The sequence below is a fragment of the Rhizobium sp. 05L419 genome (genome assembly GCF_056397845.1).
The window spans coordinates 23,964-48,034 of record NZ_JBFTOF010000025.1; the positions used below are offsets into that span (position 1 = coordinate 23,964).

21 protein-coding genes are annotated in these 24,071 nt (G+C 61.1%); 8 read left to right on the forward strand and 13 right to left on the reverse strand.

The features are described from left to right. Positions 1-2: 2 nt before the first annotated feature. The 6 genes from AC1DMK_RS24860 to AC1DMK_RS24885 all read right to left on the reverse strand — a co-directional run bounded on the left by AC1DMK_RS24860 (position 3) and on the right by AC1DMK_RS24885 (position 6,768). Positions 3-1,064, reverse strand: a complete 1,062-nt coding sequence (locus AC1DMK_RS24860; protein WP_477862849.1) for a four-carbon acid sugar kinase family protein — start codon at positions 1,062-1,064, stop codon at positions 3-5. Further along, positions 1,061-2,053, reverse strand: coding sequence for an oligopeptide/dipeptide ABC transporter ATP-binding protein (locus AC1DMK_RS24865; RefSeq protein ID WP_037065941.1), 993 nt, complete (start codon positions 2,051-2,053; stop codon positions 1,061-1,063). The genes AC1DMK_RS24860 and AC1DMK_RS24865 overlap by 4 nt, the downstream gene beginning before the upstream one ends. Then, complete coding sequence (locus AC1DMK_RS24870) at positions 2,053-3,060, reverse strand: ABC transporter ATP-binding protein (RefSeq protein ID WP_477862851.1); 1,008 nt, start codon at positions 3,058-3,060, stop codon at positions 2,053-2,055. Before AC1DMK_RS24870 ends, AC1DMK_RS24865 begins: the two co-directional genes overlap by 1 nt. Next, positions 3,060-4,019 carry an ABC transporter permease gene (locus tag AC1DMK_RS24875; RefSeq protein WP_477862853.1) on the reverse strand — a complete coding sequence of 320 codons (960 nt, stop codon included), beginning with the start codon at positions 4,017-4,019 and terminating at the stop codon, positions 3,060-3,062. The genes AC1DMK_RS24870 and AC1DMK_RS24875 overlap by 1 nt, the downstream gene beginning before the upstream one ends. Positions 4,020-4,021: 2 nt before the next feature. Further along, on the reverse strand, positions 4,022-4,978 hold the full coding sequence (locus tag AC1DMK_RS24880) for an ABC transporter permease (RefSeq protein WP_477862855.1): 957 nt from the start codon (positions 4,976-4,978) through the stop codon (positions 4,022-4,024). A 140-nt stretch (positions 4,979-5,118) separates the two neighbouring features. Further along, positions 5,119-6,768, reverse strand: a complete 1,650-nt coding sequence (locus AC1DMK_RS24885) for an ABC transporter substrate-binding protein (RefSeq protein ID WP_477862857.1) — start codon at positions 6,766-6,768, stop codon at positions 5,119-5,121. Positions 6,769-7,070: 302 nt separating this feature from the next. Between AC1DMK_RS24885 and AC1DMK_RS24890 the strand changes: the two genes are divergently transcribed. The 8 genes from AC1DMK_RS24890 (at position 7,071) to AC1DMK_RS24925 (ending at position 16,068) form a co-directional block, all read left to right on the forward strand. After that, positions 7,071-7,973, forward strand: coding sequence for a dihydrodipicolinate synthase family protein (locus AC1DMK_RS24890; RefSeq protein ID WP_477862859.1), 903 nt, complete (start codon positions 7,071-7,073; stop codon positions 7,971-7,973). 11 nt (positions 7,974-7,984) lie between these two features. Then, a complete protein-coding gene (locus tag AC1DMK_RS24895) occupies positions 7,985-9,172 on the forward strand; it encodes a sialidase family protein (protein WP_477862861.1) in 1,188 nt (395 codons plus the stop codon). A gap of 363 nt (positions 9,173-9,535) precedes the next feature. After that, positions 9,536-10,669: an iron-containing alcohol dehydrogenase gene (locus AC1DMK_RS24900; RefSeq protein WP_477862863.1), complete on the forward strand. Its 1,134-nt coding sequence runs from the start codon at positions 9,536-9,538 to the stop codon at positions 10,667-10,669. Between the two features lie 30 nt (positions 10,670-10,699). Further along, positions 10,700-11,689, forward strand: coding sequence for a 4-hydroxythreonine-4-phosphate dehydrogenase PdxA (pdxA, locus tag AC1DMK_RS24905; protein ID WP_477862864.1), 990 nt, complete (start codon positions 10,700-10,702; stop codon positions 11,687-11,689). Positions 11,690-11,769: 80 nt separating this feature from the next. Further along, positions 11,770-12,735 carry a hydroxyacid dehydrogenase gene (locus AC1DMK_RS24910; RefSeq protein ID WP_477862866.1) on the forward strand — a complete coding sequence of 322 codons (966 nt, stop codon included), beginning with the start codon at positions 11,770-11,772 and terminating at the stop codon, positions 12,733-12,735. Positions 12,736-12,769: 34 nt separating this feature from the next. Next, positions 12,770-13,828: an Ldh family oxidoreductase gene (locus AC1DMK_RS24915; protein WP_477862868.1), complete on the forward strand. Its 1,059-nt coding sequence runs from the start codon at positions 12,770-12,772 to the stop codon at positions 13,826-13,828. Positions 13,829-13,944: 116 nt separating this feature from the next. After that, positions 13,945-14,748, forward strand: coding sequence for a potassium channel family protein (locus tag AC1DMK_RS24920; protein ID WP_477862870.1), 804 nt, complete (start codon positions 13,945-13,947; stop codon positions 14,746-14,748). Positions 14,749-14,871: 123 nt separating this feature from the next. Then, a complete protein-coding gene (locus tag AC1DMK_RS24925; protein ID WP_477862872.1) occupies positions 14,872-16,068 on the forward strand; it encodes an ROK family transcriptional regulator in 1,197 nt (398 codons plus the stop codon). A 5-nt stretch (positions 16,069-16,073) separates the two neighbouring features. Here the strand turns inward: AC1DMK_RS24925 and AC1DMK_RS24930 are convergent, their stop codons facing one another. From AC1DMK_RS24930 to AC1DMK_RS24960, 7 genes are read right to left on the reverse strand one after another with little or no spacing between them, the layout of a single operon-like run. Further along, positions 16,074-18,089: a beta-N-acetylhexosaminidase gene (locus AC1DMK_RS24930; protein WP_477862874.1), complete on the reverse strand. Its 2,016-nt coding sequence runs from the start codon at positions 18,087-18,089 to the stop codon at positions 16,074-16,076. A gap of 26 nt (positions 18,090-18,115) precedes the next feature. Beyond that, positions 18,116-18,586, reverse strand: a complete 471-nt coding sequence (locus AC1DMK_RS24935) for a GNAT family N-acetyltransferase (protein WP_477862876.1) — start codon at positions 18,584-18,586, stop codon at positions 18,116-18,118. Positions 18,587-18,599: 13 nt separating this feature from the next. Then, positions 18,600-19,532, reverse strand: a complete 933-nt coding sequence (locus tag AC1DMK_RS24940; protein WP_477862878.1) for an ABC transporter ATP-binding protein — start codon at positions 19,530-19,532, stop codon at positions 18,600-18,602. Further along, entirely contained in the window at positions 19,529-20,344 is an 816-nt protein-coding gene (locus tag AC1DMK_RS24945; protein WP_477862880.1) for an ABC transporter ATP-binding protein, read from the reverse strand. Before AC1DMK_RS24945 ends, AC1DMK_RS24940 begins: the two co-directional genes overlap by 4 nt. Next, complete coding sequence (locus AC1DMK_RS24950; RefSeq protein WP_477862882.1) at positions 20,341-21,243, reverse strand: ABC transporter permease; 903 nt, start codon at positions 21,241-21,243, stop codon at positions 20,341-20,343. The genes AC1DMK_RS24945 and AC1DMK_RS24950 overlap by 4 nt, the downstream gene beginning before the upstream one ends. Beyond that, positions 21,240-22,223, reverse strand: a complete 984-nt coding sequence (locus tag AC1DMK_RS24955) for an ABC transporter permease (RefSeq protein WP_477862884.1) — start codon at positions 22,221-22,223, stop codon at positions 21,240-21,242. The genes AC1DMK_RS24950 and AC1DMK_RS24955 overlap by 4 nt, the downstream gene beginning before the upstream one ends. A gap of 25 nt (positions 22,224-22,248) precedes the next feature. Beyond that, entirely contained in the window at positions 22,249-23,943 is a 1,695-nt protein-coding gene (locus tag AC1DMK_RS24960) for an ABC transporter substrate-binding protein (protein WP_477862886.1), read from the reverse strand. Positions 23,944-24,071 lie beyond the last annotated feature (128 nt).

Below are 24,071 nucleotides of genomic sequence, written 5' to 3' on the forward strand. Positions count from 1 at the left end.
TCTCATGCCAGCTGATTCTGCGGTATCACTCTTAGCAAACTATCCGGATTCCCAAAGCCCCCGGACTTGACGGAGCATCTGAAGGCGGCACCATCGGCCGCGATCACGTCAAACCAGGGAATGCCCGCTTCGATCTCACCCTTCGGTATCAGAACGTGAATTCCGAGTTCCCGGAAGACTGCCAGTGCGGTATCGCCGCCGCCGACCATCACCATGTCCGGCCGCGTATCCTCTATCACCGATTTCACCCCTTGCGCAAAGCGATCGGCAACAGCCTCCGCCTCACCGGAGATTTCTCCTGTACAATGCAAGAGAACCGGCAAGGCCAATCCATCGACATACTCTATTGATCCCAGCGGCGCTTCAATGTTGTCGTGGAGCATCCCTGAAGCCTCGAGCCTTGTCATCTGCGCCGCCGTGATCGGATCGCGGGATCCAAACGCAAAGACGGTCTTCAGCGTTGCCTTGAAGTCGCCTGCGGGTTTGTTCGCCTTGCCGATGCTGCGGGCAAACGCGCTCCCGATGCCGCGTGCGCCAACGGCGAGCGTCGTCTTCCAATCGTGCTCTTCAATCAGTCGGTCGAGATCACCGTCGCTCTCCGCATCGACGATCAGCACCTTCTCGCGACGGGGCTTGAAGAGATCGGCGATCGGTAGTGGCTCATCGACACCGCGACCGACCACATGCCCGTTGCGGGTGAAGCGTTCCTGATCGGGAATGGCAGGTGCGAGCACGATCTGGTGATGACCGAAAACGGCTGCGAGTGCCGCACTTTCTGCGGCCACATTGCCCTTCAGTCGCGAGTCGATCTTCTTCAGGATGATGTCCGGCGAGGCGGCAAGAAATGCGCTGGCCGCAAGGCCGACCCTTCCTGCCGCTTCCTCCGCAGGAAGTGCCCTAGAGGCCGTGTTGGCCACGACGACGTCAGCGCCTGACGCAAGCGCCTGCGATATGGCTTCGATATCGATCGCAACCGCGACGGAAAGGCCAGCATCGACGAAGGGCGTGCCCGTGTCGAGTGCGCCAGTCAGATCGTCGGCGATGATCGCGACCTTCAGCGTCATGCAGTCTGACCTGTGTTGACGGCATGGCATGCGACGAGATGGCCAGGCCGGGCTTCCTTCCACTCCGGGATGACTTTGCTGCAGACATCCATGGCGATCGGACACCTTGTGTGGAAGCGGCAGCCGCTCGGCGGGTTGAGAGGGCTCGGCACGTCGCCCTGCAGGATCTGGCGGGTTCGGGTGCGCTCCAGCTCCGGATCCGTCTCCGGAACGGCCGACAGCAGCGCTTTTGTGTAGGGATGCAGCGGGTTGTCGAACAGCTCTTCGCGCGTTGCGAGCTCCGCCAGGCGACCAAGATACATGACGCCGACACGGGTGCTGATGTGGCGGACGACGGCCAGATCGTGGGCAATGAAAAGATAGGTCAGGCCGTACTTTTCCTGCAGGTCGAGCAGCAGGTTGATGATCTGCGCCTGGATCGATACGTCGAGGGCGGAAATCGCTTCGTCGCAGACGATGAACTTCGGCTGGCATGCGAGCGCCCGGGCGATGACGACGCGCTGGCGCTGACCGCCGGAGAGTTCGTGTGGATAGCGTTGCGCAAAGCGTGTCGGCAGACCGACGTCGGTGAGCAGCGTTGCGATCTTGTCCTTGAGCTCTGCCTTTGTACAAAGCTTGTGGAACAGGATGGGCTCGCCGATCGCCTCGCCGATCGTCATGCGCGGATTGAGCGTCGAATACGGATCCTGGAAGACGATCTGCAGATCGCGGCGGAAGGGCCGCATCTGCTTCTCATCGAGCGTCGCAAGATCCTGGCCCTTGTAGACGACCTTGCCGCTGGTCGCCTTGTAGAGGTTTAGGATGGTGAAGCCGGTGGTCGACTTGCCGCAACCGGATTCGCCGACGAGGCTCAGCGTTTCGCCTTCCATGATATCCAGATTGACGTTGTCGAGCGCATAGACGGTCGCCGAGCGCTCGCCGAAGGCGCCGAGCTTGACATGGAAATGCTTGACGAGGTTTTCGATCTTCAGCAGCGGTTGGGCACCCATCACGCGGCCTCCTGCATTTTCTGGACGACGAAACAGGCGGTGCGATGGTTGCCGGCGCCGCTCAGCGGCTCCAGCTTCGGCACGCTCTCATGACAGATGGCCTCGGCCAGCGGACAACGCGGCGCAAACGGACATCCTTTCGGCCGGCGGCCGGGTTCGGGCGGCGTGCCGCCAATCGAGCTCAGCCGACTTGCCGGTGCGTCCGAGAGCTTCGGGATCGAGGCAAGCAGACCTCGCGTATAGGGGTGGCTCGGGCGAGCGTAGAGCTCATCGACCGGTGCGTCCTCGACCACGGTGCCGGCATAAAGCACAGCCACTCGATCGACAAGACCAGCGATCAGGGCGAGATCGTGGGTGATCCAGACCACCGACATGCCGAGCTTGGCGCGCAGGTCCTTCACGAGATCGACGATCTGCGCCTGAATGGTGACGTCGAGTGCAGTCGTCGGCTCGTCGGCGATCAGGAGCTTCGGATTGCAGGCAAGGCCGATCGCGATCATCACACGCTGGCGCATGCCGCCGGAGAGCTCGTGCGGATACGCCTGCAGACGCTCCTCGGGACCGGGAATGCCGACAAGGCGCAGAAGTTCGACCGCGCGCAAGCGTGCCTCCGATTTCTTCATGTTGCGATGGTAGATCAGCGGCTCGCAGATCTGGTCGCCGACACGCATCACCGGGTTCAGCGAGGTCATCGGATCCTGGAAAACGAAGCCGATATCGCCACCGCGCACCTTGCGCAGCTCGCGGTTCGACATCGTCTGCAGATCCTTTCCGTCGAACGTCGCCGAGCCCTTCGTAACCTTGATCTTGTTGGGCAGGAGCCGCATCAGGCTCAGCATCGTCAGGCTTTTGCCGCAACCCGATTCGCCGACGACGCCCAGCGTTTCGCCCTTGTTGACGTAGAGGTCGATGCCATCGACCACCACCGCCGGACCGTTTCGGCCGTCGATCTCGACCGTCAGGTCGCGAACATCAAGAAGTCGTTCGTTGGATTTGGTGACGGTCATCACTTGTTCCCCCGAGGATTGAGTGCGTCGTTAAGGCCATCGCCGAGGAAGCTGAAGGCAACGGAGGCAAGTCCGAGTACCGCTGCCGGAGCAGCAAGCAGGTGGGGATAGTGCTGCCAGACACGCAGACCGTCCGAGATCATGTTGCCCCAGCTGGGCGTCGGCGGGTTGACGCCGACACCGAGGAAGCTGAAGGCGCTTTCCAGAACCATCGCGGTGCCGAGGCCGGCGCTGACGGAAACGATCAGCGGTCCGAGTGCGTTCGGAATGACGTAGCGCTTCATGATGATCCAGTTGGAGAGACCGAGCGCCTGGGCGGCGGTGATGTAGGGCCGGCCGCGGATCGACAGCACCTGTGCGCGAACGAGACGCGCATAGGGCGGCCAGGAGATCAGCGCCATCGAGCCGAAAACGAGCATGAAATCGACCCAGATGGTCTGGCGATAAAACGGATTGAGCGTCGCGAGGTACTGCGCTTCCATCCATTTCGTGATCGGCGACTTCAGCGACGCGTTGATGACGACGACGAGCAGTAGGTTCGGTACAGACATCGTCATGTCCGTTAGCCACATGATGACGCGGTCGAATGGATTGCCAAAGAAGCCCGCGATGGCGCCGAGCACGACGCCAATCAAAACGGCGATTAAGGTGACGACGACGGCGACCATGAAAGCTGTGCGGGTGCCAAAGACCACGCGGCTGAAGACATCGCGGCCGAGATCATCGGTCCCGAAGAGGTGATGCAGCGAGGGCGCGGCATTTCGTGCCTGAAGGTCCTGGCTGAGATAATCGTAGGGCGTCAGGTAAGGCCCGAAGATCGCAGCAAAGGCGAGGATGAGCACGACAATCAGGCCGAAGACGGCGAGCCTGTTGCGCTTCAGGCGATACCAGGCATCGCGCCACAGGCTGACCGGTGCTTCGTCCAGCGGTGCTGTCGGTGAGAGAGGGATGGCGGACATGGTCAGCGGCTCCTTCTTGCATCGTTGGCGCGCGGATCAAGCAGCGGGTAGAGCACGTCGACCAGAAGGTTCGACAGCATGACCAGGAAGGATCCGATGAGCGTAATCGCGAGAATGACGGGATAGTCCGAGTTGATCAGCGCCTGAACCGTCAACCGGCCAAGGCCTGGCAGACCGAACACCAGCTCGACGAAGATCGCGCCGTTGACGATGGTGATCATGATCAGGCCGAGCTGGGTGACGACGGGTGTCAGCACCGGGCGCAGGATGTGGCGGAGCGCCACGACGATCTCCGGTACGCCCTTGGCGCGCGCGGTACGGACGAAGTCCTCCGACAGCACCTCGATGACGGCGGCGCGCGTCTGGCGCACAATCAGCGCGATCGGCTGGAAGGAGAGGACGAGAAGCGGCAGCACGATGCGCACCTCGAACACGCCGCCCCAGCCGTAGGGTACATTGGCGTGCGGCAGGAGAACGATCAGACCGACCATCAACAGCGGGCCGGCGACATAGGCCGGGATCGCCCAGAGAAACAGCGCCGAGCCGAGGATGGCATAGTCGATGCGGCTGTTCTGGTTCATCGCGGCGATCATGCCAAGCGGAATGGCGACGATCGTCGTCAGGATGATGGAACAGAGCGCAAGCTTGAAGGAGACGGGTGCTGCAGCAGACACCATGGCCCAGACCGATCGGCCCGAGGTCAGCGAATTGCCGAACTGGCCATGCAGCAGGTTCCAGATGTAAAGGCCGAACTGCTCGATGAACGGCTTGTTGAGGCCGGCACTTTCGCGAATGGCTTCGATGCGCTGCGGATTATAGGCGACATCGCCGGGTGCACGCAGAAAGATCAGCTTGATCGGATCGCCGGCGCCGTAGAAGGCCAGCGCGTAAACGGCCAGCATCACGATCAGCACGGACGGAATCCAGATGGCAAACCGGGTTAGCACATAGCGTAACAAGGTCACCTCCCACCGGTTGGTAGACACGTTTCCGCGTTGGCGCGGACATGCGATGTCTTCTTGAAATTTGCGCGAAGGCCTTGCGGTCTTCGCGCGGTTGTTGAGATGCCAAAGGGCTATCTTTGGAGCGTTTGCTCGGCTCAGCCGATCGAAATGTCCCAGGGCGCCACGACCTGCCAGTCGAGGTTCTTGTCCATGCCCTTGACCTCCTTGGTAGCCCAGCGCGACATCGCCTGAGAGTACCACGGAATGAAGGCCCAATCCTCGCGGAATGCCTTCTGGGCATCCTGCGCAAGCTTGATGCGCTCGGGATCGTCAGCAGCCTTGGTCGCGGCTTGCGCAAGCGATGCATCCACCTTCTCGTTCTTGTATCCGCCGAGCTTGTTCTGCGCGTTCGACGAGGTCGACGCGATGCAGCCGGCGAGATAGGAAACGGCATCGGGAACGCGCGTGCCGACGTCATCGCGGAAGATCTGGACCGCATTCTGGTCGGGGCCTGCATAGGAATCCTGCTGCGGCTTCATGTCGACGGCGGTAATGCCGAGGTTCTGGCGCCATTGCTCGGCGATGAACTGGGCTGCTGCCTGGATCGCCGGCGCAGAAATGCCGACGAACAGGATCTTCGGCAGACGGTCCGGGCCACCATAGGTGGATTCGGCAAGCAGCTTCTTGGCCGCTGCCGGATCGTACGGATAGGGTTCGAACCCCGAGTTTTCCGCACCCGGCACAGAATTTAGGATCTGATCGGCCTTCTTGTGCGGACCATCCGGATAAGACGCCTTGAAGAGGCCRTCCCGGTCGATTGCCATGATGAGCGCCTGGCGAACCTTCGGATCATCCATCGGTGCACGCGTGACGTTGAACCAGAAGTGCTGGCTCGTCGGAATGATCGGGCCGGCTGAAAATTCGGGGCCGAGATCCTGGATGATCGTCGATGTCACCAATTCGGTGTGGGCATTGAATTCGCCCGACTTGATCAGCGACGTCGCGGTGACGTTGTCCTCGATCGAGGTGATTTCGATGCGCGCCAGCTTCGGCTTGGGGCCAAAGAAATTCTCGTTCGGCTCGAACACCAGCTTGCCAGCGTCGATATCGAGGCTGGTCAGCTTGAACGGACCGGAAAAGACAGCGCCGCTTTCGGGCTTGTACCAGTCGGCGATTTCCTCGCCGTCGCTGCCGCGCGACTGGGCCGCCTTGGTGATCGGAGCGATGTGGTTGGCAAGGCGCATGAAGAAGATCGGATCGACGTCCGCCAGTGTGACGACGACAGTTCCCTCGTCAGGCGTTGCAACGCCGGAAAGTTCGGTTGCCGAGCCGCCGCTGATGTCCTTGTAGCCTTGAACCTTGCTCAGAACCTGGTCGGCGCGCTGGCTCTTGGTGTTGGGCATCGAGGCCACTTCCCACGATCCCTTGACGTCAGCCGCGGTGATCTTGCTACCGTCGGAAAAGACGGCCTTGGGGTCGATCTTGAAGGTCCAGACCTTGTTATCGGCCGATTCCCAGCTGGTGAAGACGTAGGGCTTGATCTTGCCTTCGCTGTCGAAATACATGGGCGACGCCCACCAGATCGAGTTCCAGCGGTAGGGCACGCCGCCACCGCGCAACGGGGACCAGTCCTGGTTGAAAGCCGGGTTGGCGACCTTCAGGACCTGGCCTTCATCGGCAAGCACGATGCGGGCATTCATCCCGAAAACCGTAAGGCCGACGCCGGCAGCAAGGCCGAGCTTCAGCGCATCGCGGCGCGACATCTGCGTCTTTTGCGCAGCATTCCGTTCATTCCGATCAGTCATCTGTTCCTCCCATGACAATATCCGTGACGCCCTCGCTCTCACTCTATCCCGAAAGTGCGTCATGTATGGCGCAGACACTCGCGCGATAATGTAAATATGTCAACAAAAATTAATCTCATGCAGGCTTCAGCAATGCGACAAAATATTTTATAACGGTTTTTCAATGGCTTAAAAAATCGAAGCTCCTCTTCCGTCTATTGTCATATTGACAACAACGTTTGCGAGGATGAAGAAAACGCGACCCTGCGGGCCTGACGCCCCGCCTTTGCCGCCCGTCGCGGCGTTCATCCGAGGAGGACGATATGAACAATCACAAGATTACAGGCGTATTCAGTGCGGCGGCGACGCCGCTGAACGCCGATGGCAGCCCCGATCTCGGTCTGTTTACGGCCCATTGCCGGACGCTTCTTGATGAGGGTTGTCATGGGGTGGCACTTCTTGGCACCACGGGCGAAGCGAATTCCTTTTCGTCGAGCGAACGCCGCGCAATCCTCGAAGCAACCCTGAAGGCGGGAATTCCTGCTGACGCTCTGCTTCCGGGCACCGGCGTGGTGGCCATTCCCGAAACGGTCGAACTCACCAAGCACGCACTTTCGCTTGGCGTGACCAAAGTCGTCATGCTTCCGCCGTTCTACTATAAGGGCGTGTCCGATGACGGGCTGTTTGCCGCCTATTCGCAGGTCCTGGAAAAGGTCGCAGACAGTCGCCTGCAGGTCATTCTCTATCATATTCCGCAGGTTTCCGGCGTGCCGCTTTCCGTGCCGCTGATCGGCCGGCTGATCGAAGCCTTCCCCGAGACCGTCGTCGGCATCAAGGAATCCGCTGGGGATTTCAATAACATGCAGGCGATCATCGCCGCCTATCCCGGCTTCTCCGTTCTCGCTGGCGCCGACCCGCTGCTGCTGCCGCTCTTAAAAGCCGGTGGAGCCGGCTGCATCACCGCCACGTCCAATCTCGTCGCAGGCTCGCTGCGCACCGTCTACGACAACGTTCATGACGCAGAGCGGACCGCCGACGTCGACGTCGCCCAGAACAGGATCAATGCCTTCCGCACCCTGTCCAATTCCTATGTGCAGATCCCGACGATCAAGGCGATGGTGGGACTGAAGACCGGCACCCCATCGTGGAAACGCACCCGCGCGCCGCTGATGCCGATCAGCGAGGCTGATTATGCCGCCCTCTCCGAGGCCTATGCCAAGCTGTAAGGATGACGACAATGACCTTCACGGGCTTGCAGCCGGACGCGGTTCCGCCACTGATGACGGGCGACATTGTCGCCAACAGACGTAAAAAGGGACGCGCGGACGCCTACCTGCCGTCCCCATGCATCCAAAACCACGCCGCCAATCTCGCCTTTCTGCCGGATGGCACGCTCACCTGCGTCTGGTTTGGCGGCACGATGGAGGGGATGGGTGACATTTCGATTTACATGTCGCGCCTCGCGCCTGGCGCCACCCGCTGGTCGCAGGCCGAAAAGATGTCCGACGATCCGGTCAAATCCGAGCAGAACCCATTGATTTTCAAGGCTCCTGACGGAAATGTGTGGCTGCTCTACACGTCTCAGACCTCCGGAAATCAGGATGGCTCGATTGTCAAATATCGAATTTCAGCCGACGGCGGCAAGACATTCGGAGACGTCGGCGTTCTCTGCGATCTTCCCGGCACCTTCGTCCGGCAGCCGATCATCGTCAATGGCCACGGAGACTGGCTTCTTCCCGTTTTTCGCTGCGTCGGATTGCCAGGAGAACGCTGGACCGGAGACGCAGACACAGCTGGCGTCTTGATCTCCAGCGACCAGGGCAAGACGTTTGAGATGACCGACGTACCGGACAGTCTGGGCGCTGTTCACATGAACATCGTGCCGCTTGACGGTGATCGTCTCGTCGCGTTCTACCGCAACCGCTTTTCGCAATCCGTGTTGTCCAGCCGGTCGACGGATGGCGGCAGGCGCTGGAGCGCGCCCGAGCCCATCGACCTGCCCAACAACAATTCCTCGATCCAGGCGGTGAAGCTAAGAAATGGCGTTATCGCAATGGTTTACAACCATTCCAATGCGCTGACATCCGATGCCAGAAGGCATTCGCTCTACGACGAGATCGGGGGCAACGAAGGCGTCGAAGCGGCACTGGAACCGGCGACGGCGCGGCAGAAGGCCGTCTGGGGCGTTCCCCGTGCACCGCTCAGTCTTGCCTTCTCCAATGATGGCGGCGCAAGCTTCCCGCGCCGCGTCGACCTAGACACAGGAGACGGGTACTGCCTCAGCAACAACTCGAAGGACGCGATCAATCGTGAATTTTCCTACCCTTCGATCGTCGAAGGGCCGGATGGCGTCGTGCACGTTGCCTACACCTACTATCGCCGGGCGATCAAATATGTGCGTCTTTCGCAAGACGCGATCGGCTGACGCCTGACAGCTTGTCAGTTGGGGATACCGTTTGGGGGCTGACGCGCGGTCTTTTGACAGATTCTCGCGTCGGCTCGCCTATCGACAAGCCAAGAGTTGACAATTTTCTGCTCTGCTTTTGGACGACTGGCGACAGTTCGATCCAGTCCATGCCAACGATAAGGGTGGCAACATTAAAGCATTCAATAACAAGGTACTAAAGCCGATACCTCACCTCTATCGCATACCCATCCGCAGCGATCCAGATGAATTCTTCGACATATTCGATGGTACGGCTTGCCAAGCAAGCTAGCTTTGTATAACAACTTTACATCTTAACGGCAGCTACAGGTGCCGTGTGATCTTGCAGGGAGGAGTGGTCCAGTGGTCAGCTTGGATTCGCCTATCACAATAGTCCGGCCGCATTTGATCGAGTTCGGTGTCGGCACCGCCGATCGGCTCGGCAAGTGGGCGAGCGAAAAAGGCTATGCCCGCATTCTTGTCATCTCCGATGCGTTCAATGCCAGGCGCGTCGAGACGCTCGCGCTCAAGGGCGACGTCACGGTCTTTGCCGATGTGACACCGGAGCCGGATACGGCCAATCTCGACAAGGTTCTTGCCGCGGCCAATGCCGCCGATGCCCAGCTGGTGGTCGGGTTCGGCGGCGGCAGCGCCATGGATCTTGCAAAGCTTGCTGCCGTGCTTGCCGGCTCGTCGCAGACGCTGCATGAGGTCGTCGGCCCGAACAAGGTCCATGGTCCCCGCCGCGTCGCACTGGCGCAGGTGCCGACCACGTCGGGAACAGGCAGCGAAGCCGGTATCCGCGCGCTCGTCACAGATCCGACGACGATGGCCAAACTTGCTGTCGAAAGCATTCACATGCTCGCCGACATCGCCGTTATCGATCCAGCGCTGACCTTCACTGTTCCGGCCGGTACGACGGCTGCAACCGGTGTCGATGCCATGGCGCACTGTGTCGAAGCCTTCACCAATCGCAAGGCGCACCCGATGGTCGACCTCTATGCGATCGAAGGAACGCGCCTGGTCGGCAAATATCTGGCGCGGGCGGTCAAGGACGGTTCCGACGCCGAGGCGCGCGCCGGCCTGTCGCTCGCATCGCTCTATGGCGGTTTCTGCCTTGGTCCGGTCAATACCGCCGGCGGCCATGCGCTGGCTTATCCGCTCGGCACGCGTTGGCATGTGGCGCACGGCGCGGCGAACGCGCTGATCTTTCCGCATGTACTTGCCTTCAACACGCCGTCGGTTCCGGAGAAGACCCGCGCGGTCATGGATGCGCTCGGCCGCAGGGCGTCGGTGGATATCCGTTCGGTCTTCGATGCCGCCTATTCGTTCTGTGCCGAGCTCGGCATTGAAATGAAGCTCTCAGGCCTCGGTGTGCCGCAAAGCGATCTCGACGCCATGGCCGACGATGCCTTTGCCATCCGTCGCCTGCTCGACAATAATCCGCGCGATCTGTCGCGCGCCGATATCCGCTCGATCTATGAGGCCGCCTACTAGGCGCGTGCCACGCGAAAAGGAATGTGACTGATGGACAGGAATGCGAAAGTCGCAGTGACGCTGGGCGATCCGGCAGGCGTCGGACCTGAGGTGATCGTCAAGGCGCTGGCAGCGATGCCCGATGACGAACGCCGCGATTTCGTGATCGTCGGCAACACCGAAGCCCTGGAGAGGGCCAACCGCGCCGCTTCCACCGGCTTGATGTTTGCGCCCGCCGATGCCCCCGACGCCGGCAAGATCGCCGTCGACGAAGTCGACCTCGGCGCACCCTTGCCCGAGATCGGCAAGGTCAGCCCGGTCGCGGGCGACGCCTCCGTAAGATACATCACGCGGGCAGTCGATCTCGCCATGTCCGGAGCGGCCGATGTTATCGTGACTGCACCGATCAACAAGGAAGCGATGAACCTTGCCGGGCATCATTTCGACGGACATACCGGCCTGCTGGCGCATCTGACGGGATCGAAGAGCTCCTTCATGTTGCTCGCCTCCGAACGTTTGAACACCATTCACGTCTCGACGCATATCTCGCTGAGGGGCGCGATCGAGCGAGCCAAGACGGAGCGGGTGCTCGCCACCATCGAGGCCGGGCACAATCATTTCATGCGGCTCGGCAAGAAGGCGCGCATTGCGGTTGCCGGTCTCAATCCACATTGCGGCGAAAACGGACTGTTCGGTACCGAGGACATGGAATTCCTGGCGCCAGCCGTAAAGCAGGCACAGGCAAAAGGCATCGATGTCGTCGGGCCGATCTCGGCAGATACCGTGTTTGCCCGCGCCTACAATGGCGCCTTCGATCTGGTGATCGCGCAGTATCACGATCAGGGTCACATCCCGATAAAGCTCGTTGCCTTTGAGACTGCCGTCAACGTGTCGCTTGGCCTGCCGATCGACCGTGTATCCGTCGATCACGGCACCGCCTTCGACATCGCCGGAACCGGCAAGGCCAATCACCACAACATGCTGTCGGCCATCGCCTATGCGCGGCTGATGGCCCGATCGCCGCGCCGCCAGGCGGCCTGAGCGCTTCGCAAGGAGACTATCATTCGCCATCGGTGCGCGCCTGCGCCGGCGAAAATCTGTGCCTGCATAGGAGATGCCTGGTGGACGAGACAGTTGTCATACTCGGGGGAGAACTCGCACCCGAGGGACGCGCGCTCCTGGAAGCAGCCGGTGTCACAGTCGTGGCAACGCCCCCCTATCTCGACCGGCAAGCCGTCATCGAGGTCATGAACGCCAACCGTCCCGAAGCCGTGATCGTGCGTCTGCTTGCGGACATCTTAGGAACTGAGGAAATGCGGGCCGGAGGGAGGCTTCGCCATATTGCCAAGCACGGCGTCGGCACGAACGACATCGACGTTGACGCCGCGAGGGGGCTTGGCATTGCCGTGTCAATGACGATAGGCAGCAACGGGCAATCGGTTGCCGAGCACGCGCTCGCTCTGATGATGGCGCTGGTCAAGGAGCTTCCGAGGCAGGATGCGCTGATCCGTGACGGCATCTGGGACAAGGGCCAGTACAGAGGACGAGAGTTGCGCGGTCAGCACCTTGGTCTGGTCGGCTTCGGCTTCATCGGCCAGACGCTAGGCAAAATGGCGGGCGCGATCGGCATGATCGTATCCGCCTTCGATCCGCATGCCCCAGACAGCGCATTTGCCGATGGCGTCAGCCGGACCAACGACCTCGACACGCTCCTTGCAACTTCCGACATCGTCAGCCTGCATTGCCCGCTTACCCCTGAAACGACCAGGCTGATCGATGCCCGACGCATCCGGCTGATGAAACCCGGCGCGTTCCTGATCAACACCGCGAGGGGCGAAGTCGTCGATGAGAAAGCACTCGTCTCGGCACTGGCGGAAGGCCATCTCGCAGGTGCGGGACTGGACAGTTTCGCGGTCGAGCCGCCTGGCATCGCAAACCCGTTGCTTCAGCTCTCCAACACGCTCGTAACGCCGCACGTGGCCGGCGTCACGCTGGATGCCAAGCGCGCCGTTTCCGTCATGTCAGCACAGAACGTTCTGGCTGCGCTCAGCGGCCAAACGCTTGCGCCGCGATTGCTTGCGCGCTGACCGCGCAGCGGTCGGCATAACCACGGAGAGATCCATGCCTGATGCCTCTGATATCCGCTATCTGCCTGAAGCGCTGCGCGACTTTGCAAACGCTCTTTTTGTCGCCGCCGGTCTCGAAAGCGAAAAGGCAGCTGCTGTGGCCTATTATCTCGTCGAAGCCGATTTGATGGGCCATACCACACACGGCCTTGCTTTGGCGGGCTGGTACCTTCAGAGCATTGCCGACGGTGTGATGAAGCGCCAGGGACGGCCAGACGTCGTCTCCGATCGCGGCCCTTCCGTTGCCTGGCGCGGACAGCGCCTGCCGGGTGCCTGGCTGACGTCTGAAGCCGTCAAACTTGCTTGTGACCGTGCCGCGATTTACGGGACGGTGACGATTGCGATCGCCGACAGCCATCATATCGGCTGCCTCGCCGCCTACCTGCCAATCGCCACCGAGCGCGGTTATATGGTCAGCATCGCATCCTCCAGTCCTTCCGGTGCGCAGGTTGCGCCCTTCGGCGGGCGCAAGGGTGTCTACACCCCCAATCCGGTGGCCCACGGAATCCCGACCACAGGTGATCCCATCCTGATCGACATCAGCGCATCGATCACCACAGTCAACATGGCACAGCGACTGGTCCGCGAGGGGCGGCAATATGATCACGACTGGCTGCTTGACGAGGATGGTAAGCCGAGCCGCGATCCTCGGGTGATCGAACGCGGTGGCACGCTGCTGCCAACCGGAGGCGTCGACCACGGGCAAAAGGGCTACGGGATGGCGCTCCATGTCGAGGCATTCACACAGGGCCTTGCCGGCTTCGGACGAGCGGACGCTCCCAACGGAACCAATGCAGCCGTGACCGTACAGGTCTTCGACCCTGATGCCTTCGGCGGACGTGACGCGTTCCTGCGTCAGACCGACTGGCTGGTCCGTGCCTGCCATGAAAATCCGCCGCGCCCAGATGTCGAGCGCGTCCGCTTGCCCGGCGAAAATGGACTTGCGCGCAGGCGCCAAGCGCAGGCCGTGGGCGTCGTGCTGTTTCCCGGCATACTTCAACCATTGCTGCAGCACGCAGAACGGCTAGGCGTCGAAGGGCCCAAGGCGATTTGAGGAAAGGCAAGCCTTCTCCATTCGATCGCAGAACTGTGTGCGCCATTGGCGTCGCGCAGCCGTGAATTGCGTGCGTCCTCATTGCAACGCTGTCTGCGACCGCTAGTTTTCCCGCAATGAGCAACGCCCGCCTCGATCAAGGTACCCTGCCCGAACGACTGAAGACCCTCAGAAAATGGCTGCTCTGGCTGCAGCGCGGAAAGGATATCCGCTCTCTTCGTCTGCAGGGCGTGCTTGCTGTCTTCGATCTGGCGATCCTGGCCTTCTTCATATTCGGCCCTTACCTGAGAGAGGGACGTTCCTATCTGGTTCTCGATTTCACGATCGCCGTCTGGATCGGGATCGAGCTCGTTGCCCAAGCCATCATCGCCGGCGATGCCAAAACCTTCATAAAAAGGTTCATGACATGGGTCGATGTTTTCATACTGGCGACCTTGCTGTTCCCGGACCTGCTGTTCAATTTTGCCTTCCTGCGTGCCATGCGGATCTGGGCGATCGGGCACAGCAGCCTTTTGAAAGAGGGATTGCGAAGGCTCGGCTACAATCAGTGGCTCGATGTCGTTCGTGCTTGTCTCAATCTCGTTGTCTTCCTGTTTATCGTCACCGGTTTCGTCTACACCTTCTTCTTCTACGGCCAGCAAGGCGCAGTAGGCTTTGTCGATGCGCTCTATTTTACGGTTGCCACTGTGACGACCACCGGGTTTGGCGATATCACCCTGCCTGGAACCGCGGGAAAGCTGACCTCGATCGTCACGATGATCATCGGCATCTCACTCTTCGTGCGCCTCGCCCAGGCAGTCGTGCGCCCCTACAAGGTACGCTTTGCCTGTCCCCAGTGCGGGCTACAGCGCCACGATGCGGACGCGGTGCACTGCAAGGCGTGCGGACACCTGCTTAACATTCCGGACGAAGGCCAGTGATGTCGCTGTTGTCGCCCCAAAGCAATCCACTGGATATCCTCGCGCTAAGCCCGTATGCGGTAGGCAACAGGCAAAGGCCTCCACATGTCCGCGCAAATTTGCCCGGCGCTGCAAGTTGAAGATATGAAGGCAATTTCAGGTACAAATCTCGAGCAGGCAAAGTCGCATAATCGGCGTGTGGTGATCGAGGCGATCAGGACGAACGGCCCGCTGTCGCGCGCAGCGCTGGCACGTCTGACGGCGTTGAGCACGCAGACAGTGTCCAACATTGTCGAAGAACTCGAGGGTTCGAAGCTTCTGAAGGCGGGAACTCCGCAAAAGGCGGCGCGCGGCCAACCGGTCACACCCTACTCCATCAATCCAAACGGTGGCTATTCGGTGGGCCTGGAGCTGGAACGCCACCACGCGGTGGGGGTCCTGACGGACCTGTCGGGAAGCGTCCGGGCGAGGATCGAGCGTGCTGTCGACCGGCCGACGCCAAAAGAGGCGATACCCATCCTCGCCGGTATTGCGGCGGACCTGCAAACAAGCTTCCGGTTCGATCGAAGCCGCCTCCTGGGTGTCGGCATTGCCATGCCCGGTCGCTATGCCTCCGAGGGGGTAACGTCCTTGAGCCCGGTTACGCTCCCCGGATGGCAGAATTTTCCCGTCGCGTCAGAACTTCATCGCCTCGTAGGGGTGCCGGTTCTTGTCGAAAACGATGCGACGGCTGCAGCGATCGGCGAGCGGCTTTACGGCGTTGCACGCGGTCTCAGCAGCTTTGTCTATCTCTTCCTCGGTGGCGGCATCGGCGCCGGAATGTTTCTTGACGGTCATCTCTATAAGGGCAGCCGGAACAATGCCGGAGAGATCGGCCACATGATTGCGGTTCCGAATGGCAGGCTCTGCACATGCGGCAAGCGCGGCTGCCTGGATCAGTACGTATCGCTCGGAACGGCCTATGAGCATCTCGGCATTCGCAATCCGGACAACGGCTCGCTCGAAGAGCTGGACACACTGATCGAAAATGCGGGGACATCGCTCGACGCATGGCTCGACGCCGCGGTCGAGCCAATGCGCCAGACGATCGACTTTCTGGAACTTGCCTTCGACCCGCAGACCATCGTCCTGGGCGGATCGATGCCCCCTTCCCTCTTGGGGCGGCTTGCGCTTCGGCTGGAGCCGCTGCCTGAGCCCGTCAATCCGACCGCCGAGCGCGCCATTCCCCGCATAATGGTGGGCGCGACCGGCAGGGACACGGCGATCCTGGGCGCCGCGGCACTGCCGATCTTTTCGGAGACGAACCCACAGTTCGACGTCCTGCAGAAACCTCTAGCCTGATACCATCACGGATAGGCATAGAGGATCGGCATCAGTCCTGCGACGGCCTTGAAACGCTCCCACGATTTGTCGGAGGGCTTTGTCCAGGCGCTTTCCGCAAGGGCTGAGATGCGCGGGAAAACCAGGCGATCGAAGACGGCACGGTCCGTCATCGGCTCGGACCAGATGCAGGCCTGAATGCCGCGCAGCTTCTTCTTCTGTTCATCGGTCCAGCCTTCCACCGGATCGAAGTTGTAGAGCTTTTCGGGTTCGGACCAGCCCGCCCAGCTCGCGCCCGGCTCGTCCCAGTCGGGGCTGTTGGCCATGTCGAGATAGTAGACCTGACCGGGGCAGACGACCATCTCGTAACCCTCCCCGGCAAGAGCTGCCGAGACTTCGACACTGCGCCATCCGCACAGATAGCTCTTCGTCTTGTCGATGACATTGCCGTGCGCCGCTTCTTCCCATCCACCGGTGATGCAGCCCTGCGCGGCCAGGAACTTCTGGACGCGCTCCAGGAACACGGCTTGCAGGACGGCGGCGCCGGATCCGTCAATGTCGTCGGCGCCGTGGGTATTGGTGATGACGTTCAGGCGCTTGGCGTGCGTCTCGGCCGTTGCGTCGCCAGCAATTTCGCGCAACCGGGCGAGCGCTTCCGGGGAACCAGACCACGCTCCGAGCGGGACCTCGTCGGCACCGATATGGATCGTCTTGAACGGGAAGAGCTCGATCAGCTCACGGAAGATCGTTTCCAGAACCTCGTAAGTCTTTTCGCGGGCAGGGTTGATGCAATTGTCCGGGAAACCCTGGACGGAGAAATAGCTGCCGATTTCGGCCGGATCGCGGAGCTCAGGAATTGCCTGCTGCATGGCAAAGCAGTGTCCGGGCACGTCGATCTCCGGCACGACCTCGATGCCGAGCTCCTTGGCGTGGGCGACGATCTCGCGAACGGCTGCCTTGGTGTAGTAGCCTCCGCTCCGCGCTGGGCCCGATCCCAGCAGCGGTGGAACCGCAAGGCCATGCCCACGCCATGCGCCGATCTCCGTCAGTGCTGGATAGGCGTCGATCTCGACGCGCCACGCTTCATCGTCCGACAGGTGCCAGTGGAAGCGATTGACCTTGTTCCACGCAAGGATGCTCAGGAGTTTTTTGATCTCCGCCTTGCCGTAGAACTGCCGCGCGACATCAAGATGCAGGCCACGCCATCCCATCGAGGGCTCGTCTGCGATGGTTCCATCGGCCGGGAATTTGAATGCATGCGGGTAGAGGTGGGCGCCGCGCCAGATCTGTCCGAGCGTGATCAGGCCGTAGAGCAGCCCGGTCTGCGTGGTCGCTGAAATCCGCACGCGGTCGCTCGAAAACGCAACGGCATAAGCCTCGGGCGCAAGCCCCTCGACGACTTCCAGCATCACCGGCATGCCGCCTTCGGATGCAGGACGGACGATACCTTCGACGGCGAAGAGATCGTCAACGAGACCCGTGAAGGCCTCTGCGGCCGCAACCGCGCTCGGATCGCTCGCATTGATCGCAAAGCCCGGCGGCAGGGAACGCCTGCCCGACACCGATACCTGATTTGGCCACGGCACGATCGAAACGGGTACCGGCGGGTTGACGGGCACGGGATAGATTTCCGCACCGCGCTTCAATGGCGCATTGTTGGCAAGGGAGCGTGTCGGCTCCACAGCCAGCGACAAGGTGCTGCCGTCGGCAAATGCAACGTAGGCGCCGATCGCTCCATCCGTCCAATGCTGGAATGCCCAGCTGAGCGCCGAAATCGAGAGCGTCCAGGTCTTGCCCGCCTCCAGCATGAAGTCTTCGGGGGGCAGAAACTCGGTGAAGTTCGAAAGCCTACGACCGATCGTTCCGCCCTCGATCTGAACGGCAGGGTCGACGCGGCCAGGGCCGCTGATGCAGAGCGTAAACTTGGAGATCGGCTTGGAAGATAGGTTCTTCAGGCTGAGCGTATAGGCCTGGGCTCTCTCGTCCGAAGCGGGGAGCCATGAGCTTTCGAGCCGCAGGGCGGGTTGGCGTGATTTGGACATGATTATCTCTTGATTGTGTTGGAAGGTCAGACCTTGAGCATCCCGGCGTAGACACCGGGCGCGGAATTGGGGATCGGTATTGCGCCGACCGCTTTCTCGTAGAAGGCTGCTGGGCCGACATCTCCGATGATGGCATAGCCATAGCCCATAGTTTTGAGATCAAAGAGACAGGCGACGAGCAGCGCGTGGCCAATCCCAAGCCCGCGCGCTTCCGTCTGAACGCCCGTTGGCCCGAAATACCCGCGTGCGATGGATTCGTGGCAGGCAAAGCCGACGAGCTCTTGATTGCGGGTTGCGATGAAGCAAGTCGGCGGCTGACGCGCCAGCGCCACGGCGGTTTCGCTTGCCCATCCGTCGCCGAATTCGTCGGCGACCCATTTGGTGACGAGTTTTGCTTCCGGCGCGAGCACGCGCCTGATGGTTACGCCGGCATCCTTCATCCTGGCTTCAAGTACGGCGTTCGGTTCCAGGACCGAGAGATTGACGAGATAGTCCAAGGGCTGGCCTCCTTCAGTTCGATGCCGCAAGCGAGCGGACAAAATGGTTCGCTCCGACCTTTTCGACCTCTGTCGATGGCGGTCGGCTGAGCGCGCGCACCCTTTCGGCCTGCTCCAGAAAGCGCGCGCTGCCCCCTGTGACGAAAGGGCGACTGCCATCGGGGACCGCCGAAAGCAAAAGCTGCGTATACGGGTGCCGCGGATCACCGATGACGGCGTTGGTCTCACCCCATTCGACCATCTGGCCGGCGAACATGACGACGACCTCCTCCGCCACGTGGGCCGCTGTCGCGATATCGTGGGTGATGTAGAGCAGCGCCAGGTTCTTTTCACGCTTGATGCGCGCAAGCAGCGCTAGGATCCCCATGCGGATCGATACATCGAGCATCGATGTCGGTTCGTCGGCCACGAGCACACTTGGCTGTACGGCAAGCGCACGCGCAATATTCACGCGCTGTCGCTGTCCGCCTGAGAGTTCGTGGGGAAACTTATGTTTCGTGACAGCAGGATCGAGCCCGACGTCGGCCAGGAGTTGCGATACCGCGCTCGAGAGCGCTGCCTTGGCGGCAGCGTGCCCGTGCAAAATGAGCGGCCTTGCGAGGTGATGATCGATCGAGAACACCGGGTTGAGCGACGAAAACGGATCCTGAAACACCATCTGGACCTCGCGGCGATAGGCGCGCTCGTCTTGTGCCGTGCCGATTGCGGTAAAATCGCGCTCGCGAAATCGGAGCTTGCCGGCAGTGGGTTGATCCATGCGCGCGATGATGCGGGCACAGGTCGTCTTGCCGCAGCCGGATTCTCCGACCAAGGCAAGCGCTTTGCCCGGACTGAGGGCGAGCGAGATACCGCGCAACGCATGAACCGGACCAAAGCGGCGTTCGATGCTTTCCAGCCGGATGACCGCTTCGGATGGTGCCGGGGAAGGCTGAGGATGAATGCTCATGCGGTCTCTCCCGCCAGATGGCGATGGGCCGGAAGCTGCGGTATGGCGTTCCACAGTTTGCGCGTGTAGGCGTGCTCCGGCGACTGGCTGACCTTTTTGACGTCCCCGACCTCGACGAGTTCCCCTTTCAGCATGACGCCGATCCGGTGGCAGAGCTGGGCCATCAGATGCAGGTCATGGGTGATGAACAGCACCGAGAACCCGTAAGTCCGCTGCAGATCGATCACCTGCTCGAGGATCTCGCGCTGCACCACGACATCGAGCGCCGTCGTCGGCTCGTCCATGATGATGAGTTCAGGACGAAGAGCGAGGCAGATGGCAATCACGATCCGCTGGCGCATGCCTCCGCTGAACTGGTGCGGGTAGTCGGTGATCCGGCTGACGGGAATGCCGACCAGCTTGAACATCGCCTCCGCCTGCTCGCGCGACTGGCTCTTCGAGCAGCCTGTGTGCCTGGCGAGCACGTCGTGAAACTGCGCGTCGATGCGCATCAGCGGGTTGAGCGAGTTCATGGCGCTCTGGAAGACCATGCCGACCCGCTTCCAGCGGATCTTCTGCATGTCGCCTTCCGGCAGTTTCAACAGGTCGTGTCCGTCCAGCATGATCTCGCCACCGGCGACCCAGGCCGGCACCTTCGAGAGGCGGGTGATCGCGTAGGCGATGGTGCTCTTCCCGCAACCGGATTCGCCGGCAAGACCGAACAGTTCGCCGCGGCCGATGTTGAACGACACGTTCTTGACCGCTCTGAACTCGCCCTTGTCGAGGAGGTAGTCGACGTCTAGGTTCCGGATCTCAAGCAGATGATTGCTCATCGGGCAGCCTCCAGCTGGCGCTTGCGCGCACGATTGAGGCGGAGCCAGCGGCTGAGCGCCGGGCCGGATCTCAGCTGCGGATTGGCGATTTCGTCAAAGGTGAAGTTGACGAGTGCCAGCCCCAGCCCGATCAGCGCGATGCCGGCGGCCGGTGTGGCGATGTCCCACCATGCACCGACGATGATCGCCGACGAATTCTGTGCGTTGTAGAGCATGGTCCCCCAACTCACCTGAAGGGGATCGCCGAAGCCCAGATATTCGAGCGTCGTCTGGGCGACGATCGCATAGATGATGCTGCCGACGAGGTTGATGCCGATCAGCGGCAGGAGGTTCGGCAATAACTCGACGAAGATGATGCGCCAGCGCGGCTCGCCGATCATCTTGGCAGCCGTGACGAAATCGCGGCTGCGCAGGGCAAGCGTCTGTGAGCGTGTCATGCGCGCGCCCCACGGCCAGGAGGTCAGCGTGATGATGGTCATGATCGCCATCGGTCCGACCGTACCGGCAAACGAGGCGAGCAGGATCAGCAGTGGGATGTTCGGTATGACGAGCACGGCATTGGTCGCGAGATCGAGCACCGCATCCGTCTTGCCGCCGACATAGCCGGCGATCAGGCCGATGACCGTGCCGACCACGGTGATCGCTATACCTGTCGCAAAACCGACCGCAATCGAGGTGCGCGCGCCCCAGACGAACTGGGTGTAGACGTCGCGCCCCATCTTCGTGGTGCCGAGGACGTGCTCGATGGTCGGCGCCTGGTGCGAGCGGCCGACACGGGCGGCGGGCGCCCCCGGTGCAATGATCGGGGCAAAGATGGCCATCAGGCACAGTGTGCAGATGATCACCAGCCCGAAGAGCGCTTTTTTCTGCTGACGGATAAGTTTCAGAGCGGCATTCATGCGCCGGCCTCCCTTAATCTGGGATCGACCAGACCATAAATGATGTCGACGAGTAGGTTTGCCCCGAGGGTTGCAAGCGTCATCAAAAGGAGCTGCCCCTGGATGACGGGATAGTCCCGTGCGACGCTCGCCGTGAACAGCGTCAGGCCGAGACCTGGATAGTTGAAGACGATCTCGGTGACGATCGAACCACCGAAAACAGCACCGAGCATCAGCGCCAGGTTCGTCAGCACAGGCAGCATCGCGTTTCGTGCGCCGTAGCCGAACATGACTGATATGGAGCGCAGGCCCTTTGCCCTGCCCATCGTCACGTAGTCTTCGCCGAGCACCGAAATCATCGAAGACCGCATCGTCGTCTGGAATTCGCCGATGAGGTATGGCGACAGCGTGAGGACGGGCATGATCGCATGAAAGAACACGCTGCCGACGAAGGCAAAGTTCAATCCGGGGTCCATACTCGGATCATAGGCATAGCCGACCGGAAACCAGCGCAGCGACACGCCGAAAACGAAGAGCGTGGTCAGTGCGACGATGACGGGCGGCACCGCGATCATGACGACGGAGAGTGGCGAAACGACGGTGTCGAAGCGCCCGCCGCGCCGCCAGGCAGCGACCGCACCAAGCGTCACGCCGACAACGAGTGAGAAGCTGATGGCCGTGATGACCAGAAACGCCGTCCAGAGCGTCGATCGGCCAAGGACCTCGACCACGGTCTGTGGATAGTATTTCACCGAGACGCCGAGGTCGAGCGTTGCCAATCCCTTCAGATAGTCGATGAACTGGGTTGAAAGGGGCGCATCGACTGCGCCGAAACGGGCCTTGATCGCCTCGATCGCGGCAGGGGTTGCACGCGATCCCAGTTGCGCGATCATCGCATCGACTGGGGTCCCCGGCATGAGCCGGGGAACCGTAAAGTTCATGACGATCGCAAAAAGCAATGCCACCGCATAGACGCTAAGGCGTCGGGAGGAGATACGCATTCCGTCGTTTCCTTCGGCCTTTGTGCTATTGCACGGGCTTCAGACGCAGGAGATGCATCAACCGCATGCGATTGTTGTCGTGGTTCTCGGGGTTCATCACCGGCTCCTTGTCGGTGACCCAGCCGGTGAAGCGCTTCGTCGAGAACTGGTACCAGGTCGGGCCGTTGAACACCGGCACCATCGGGAAATCGGCGGCGACAATCACCTGGACCTCATCGAACAGCTTCCTGCGGTCTTCATCCGTCGTTGCCTTGCGATAGGCATTGAAGGCCTCGTCAAGCTTTGGATTGGAATAGCGCGTCGCGGCACTGGTGATGCGTCCGGCAAAGGCCGTCGACATCGACTGGTAGTAGCCGCGGAACGGCGTCGAGCCGTCAGCACGCGAATTCAAGGCGACGTCGAAGCTGCCGTCGAGCAGCTGTTTTTGCCACTGCTCGTATTCCGGCGTCGCCACCGAGACGTTGAGGCCGGCGGCGCGCAATCCTTCAGCCGCGATCTGCGCGTCGTCGATCCAGTCGGTCCAGCCATTCGGGATGATGATCGTAAACGCGATCGGCTTGCCGGCGGGGTTTGCCCTGAAACCGTCGTCGCCCTTCTTGTACCCGGCATCGTCGAGGATCTTGTTGGCCTTGTCGACGTCATAGGCCATCCATTCGTCGGCAGCACCTTCCGCCGACTTGTTGCGCCAGGCCTCAAAGCGCGGCGGCAGGCCGCTTGCATGTTGGCTTGCCACCGGGTAGCCGAAGCCTGCGACATCGACCATGGCCGTGCGGTCCATCGAAAGGCTGAAGGCGCGGCGGAAGTTGAGGTCGTTGAAGGCCTTGGCGTTAGCGGCATTTTCGGTCTTCAGGTTCATCTGGAACGCGACGGTTTCAGCTGGCGGCTGCCAGTAGCCATTGTGTTCAGGGTCGAGCGCCACGAAGGTCTTGTCGATCTGCGGCAGGAATGAGCCGATCCAGTCCATCGTCCCTTCGGGCAACAGAGCGAGCATCTGGTCGTTGCCCGATATCTGTGGCAGCTTCAGGCAGTCCACGTGGAGCGATGCCGCGTCCCAATAGTTCGGATTTCTGCACTGCTCGTAGACCTGCGGCGTAAACCGGCGGATCTCGGTCATCGGCCCCGAGCCGACGGGATTTTCGTTCTTGAACGCAACCGGATCGGCAACGGTCTTCCAGACGTGCTCGGGCACGACAGCCAGGTCGGCCAGCGATTCTGGAAATTCGGTGTTGACGTCCTTGAGGTTGATCTTGACCTCACTCAGTGATGGCGCCTCGACCGAAGCGATCGTGTCGCCGACACCAGCCGTGTCGACCGCGGGATTCTTGAGCATCAGCTCGAGCGTGTATTTAACGTCCGCCGACGTGAAGGGCTTGCCGTCCGACCACTTGACGCCGTMACGCAGCACGTAGGTGATCGACTTCAAGTCATCGGAAAACTTGTAGCTTGTCGCCAGCCGGAAGATCGGCTTGCCCGCATCATCACCGTTGAAGATGACCAGCGGCTCATAGATGAAATCCATCGTGCTCTGGCGCCGCCCGGCGAGATCGAAGGGGTTGAAATTCCGAACCCAGCTCGTCTGTTCCTCGATGTGCATCGACAGCGTCGCCTCCGCCCTCGCCGCCGTGGCGAAGGCGCCGCTATAGGCTAGAGACGCCGCGACGCCTGTGGCCGCCAAAAGCAGATTGCGACGCGTAATCGTAGCATAACGCATTGTTTTCATGTCATTATGTTCCCGTTTTGTGTTTGATTTTATTTAGTCAATCAATTTGATTTAATCAAACTACGATTTTTGAACGCGGTCAATCAGGCATTCGAAAAATTTCGGGGGACGGTGGTGAAGGACAGGAA

Excerpts from the sequence above, each read along its gene's own strand:
- AC1DMK_RS24875 (WP_477862853.1), bottom strand. The coding sequence starts at position 4,019 with ATGTCCGCCATCCCTCTCTCACCGACAGCACCGCTGGACGAAGCACCG.
- pdxA (WP_477862864.1), top strand. The coding sequence starts at position 10,700 with ATGGACAGGAATGCGAAAGTCGCAGTGACGCTGGGCGATCCGGCAGGC.
- AC1DMK_RS24930 (WP_477862874.1), bottom strand. The coding sequence starts at position 18,089 with ATGTCCAAATCACGCCAACCCGCCCTGCGGCTCGAAAGCTCATGGCTC.
- AC1DMK_RS24870 (WP_477862851.1), bottom strand. The coding sequence starts at position 3,060 with ATGACCGTCACCAAATCCAACGAACGACTTCTTGATGTTCGCGACCTG.
- AC1DMK_RS24860 (WP_477862849.1), bottom strand. The coding sequence starts at position 1,064 with ATGACGCTGAAGGTCGCGATCATCGCCGACGATCTGACTGGCGCACTC.
- AC1DMK_RS24950 (WP_477862882.1), bottom strand. The coding sequence starts at position 21,243 with ATGAATGCCGCTCTGAAACTTATCCGTCAGCAGAAAAAAGCGCTCTTC.
- AC1DMK_RS24940 (WP_477862878.1), bottom strand. The coding sequence starts at position 19,532 with ATGAGCATTCATCCTCAGCCTTCCCCGGCACCATCCGAAGCGGTCATC.
- AC1DMK_RS24895 (WP_477862861.1), top strand. The coding sequence starts at position 7,985 with ATGACCTTCACGGGCTTGCAGCCGGACGCGGTTCCGCCACTGATGACG.
- AC1DMK_RS24865 (WP_037065941.1), bottom strand. The coding sequence starts at position 2,053 with ATGGGTGCCCAACCGCTGCTGAAGATCGAAAACCTCGTCAAGCATTTC.
- AC1DMK_RS24955 (WP_477862884.1), bottom strand. The coding sequence starts at position 22,223 with ATGCGTATCTCCTCCCGACGCCTTAGCGTCTATGCGGTGGCATTGCTT.
- AC1DMK_RS24890 (WP_477862859.1), top strand. The coding sequence starts at position 7,071 with ATGAACAATCACAAGATTACAGGCGTATTCAGTGCGGCGGCGACGCCG.
- AC1DMK_RS24945 (WP_477862880.1), bottom strand. The coding sequence starts at position 20,344 with ATGAGCAATCATCTGCTTGAGATCCGGAACCTAGACGTCGACTACCTC.
- AC1DMK_RS24920 (WP_477862870.1), top strand. The coding sequence starts at position 13,945 with ATGAGCAACGCCCGCCTCGATCAAGGTACCCTGCCCGAACGACTGAAG.
- AC1DMK_RS24925 (WP_477862872.1), top strand. The coding sequence starts at position 14,872 with ATGAAGGCAATTTCAGGTACAAATCTCGAGCAGGCAAAGTCGCATAAT.
- AC1DMK_RS24915 (WP_477862868.1), top strand. The coding sequence starts at position 12,770 with ATGCCTGATGCCTCTGATATCCGCTATCTGCCTGAAGCGCTGCGCGAC.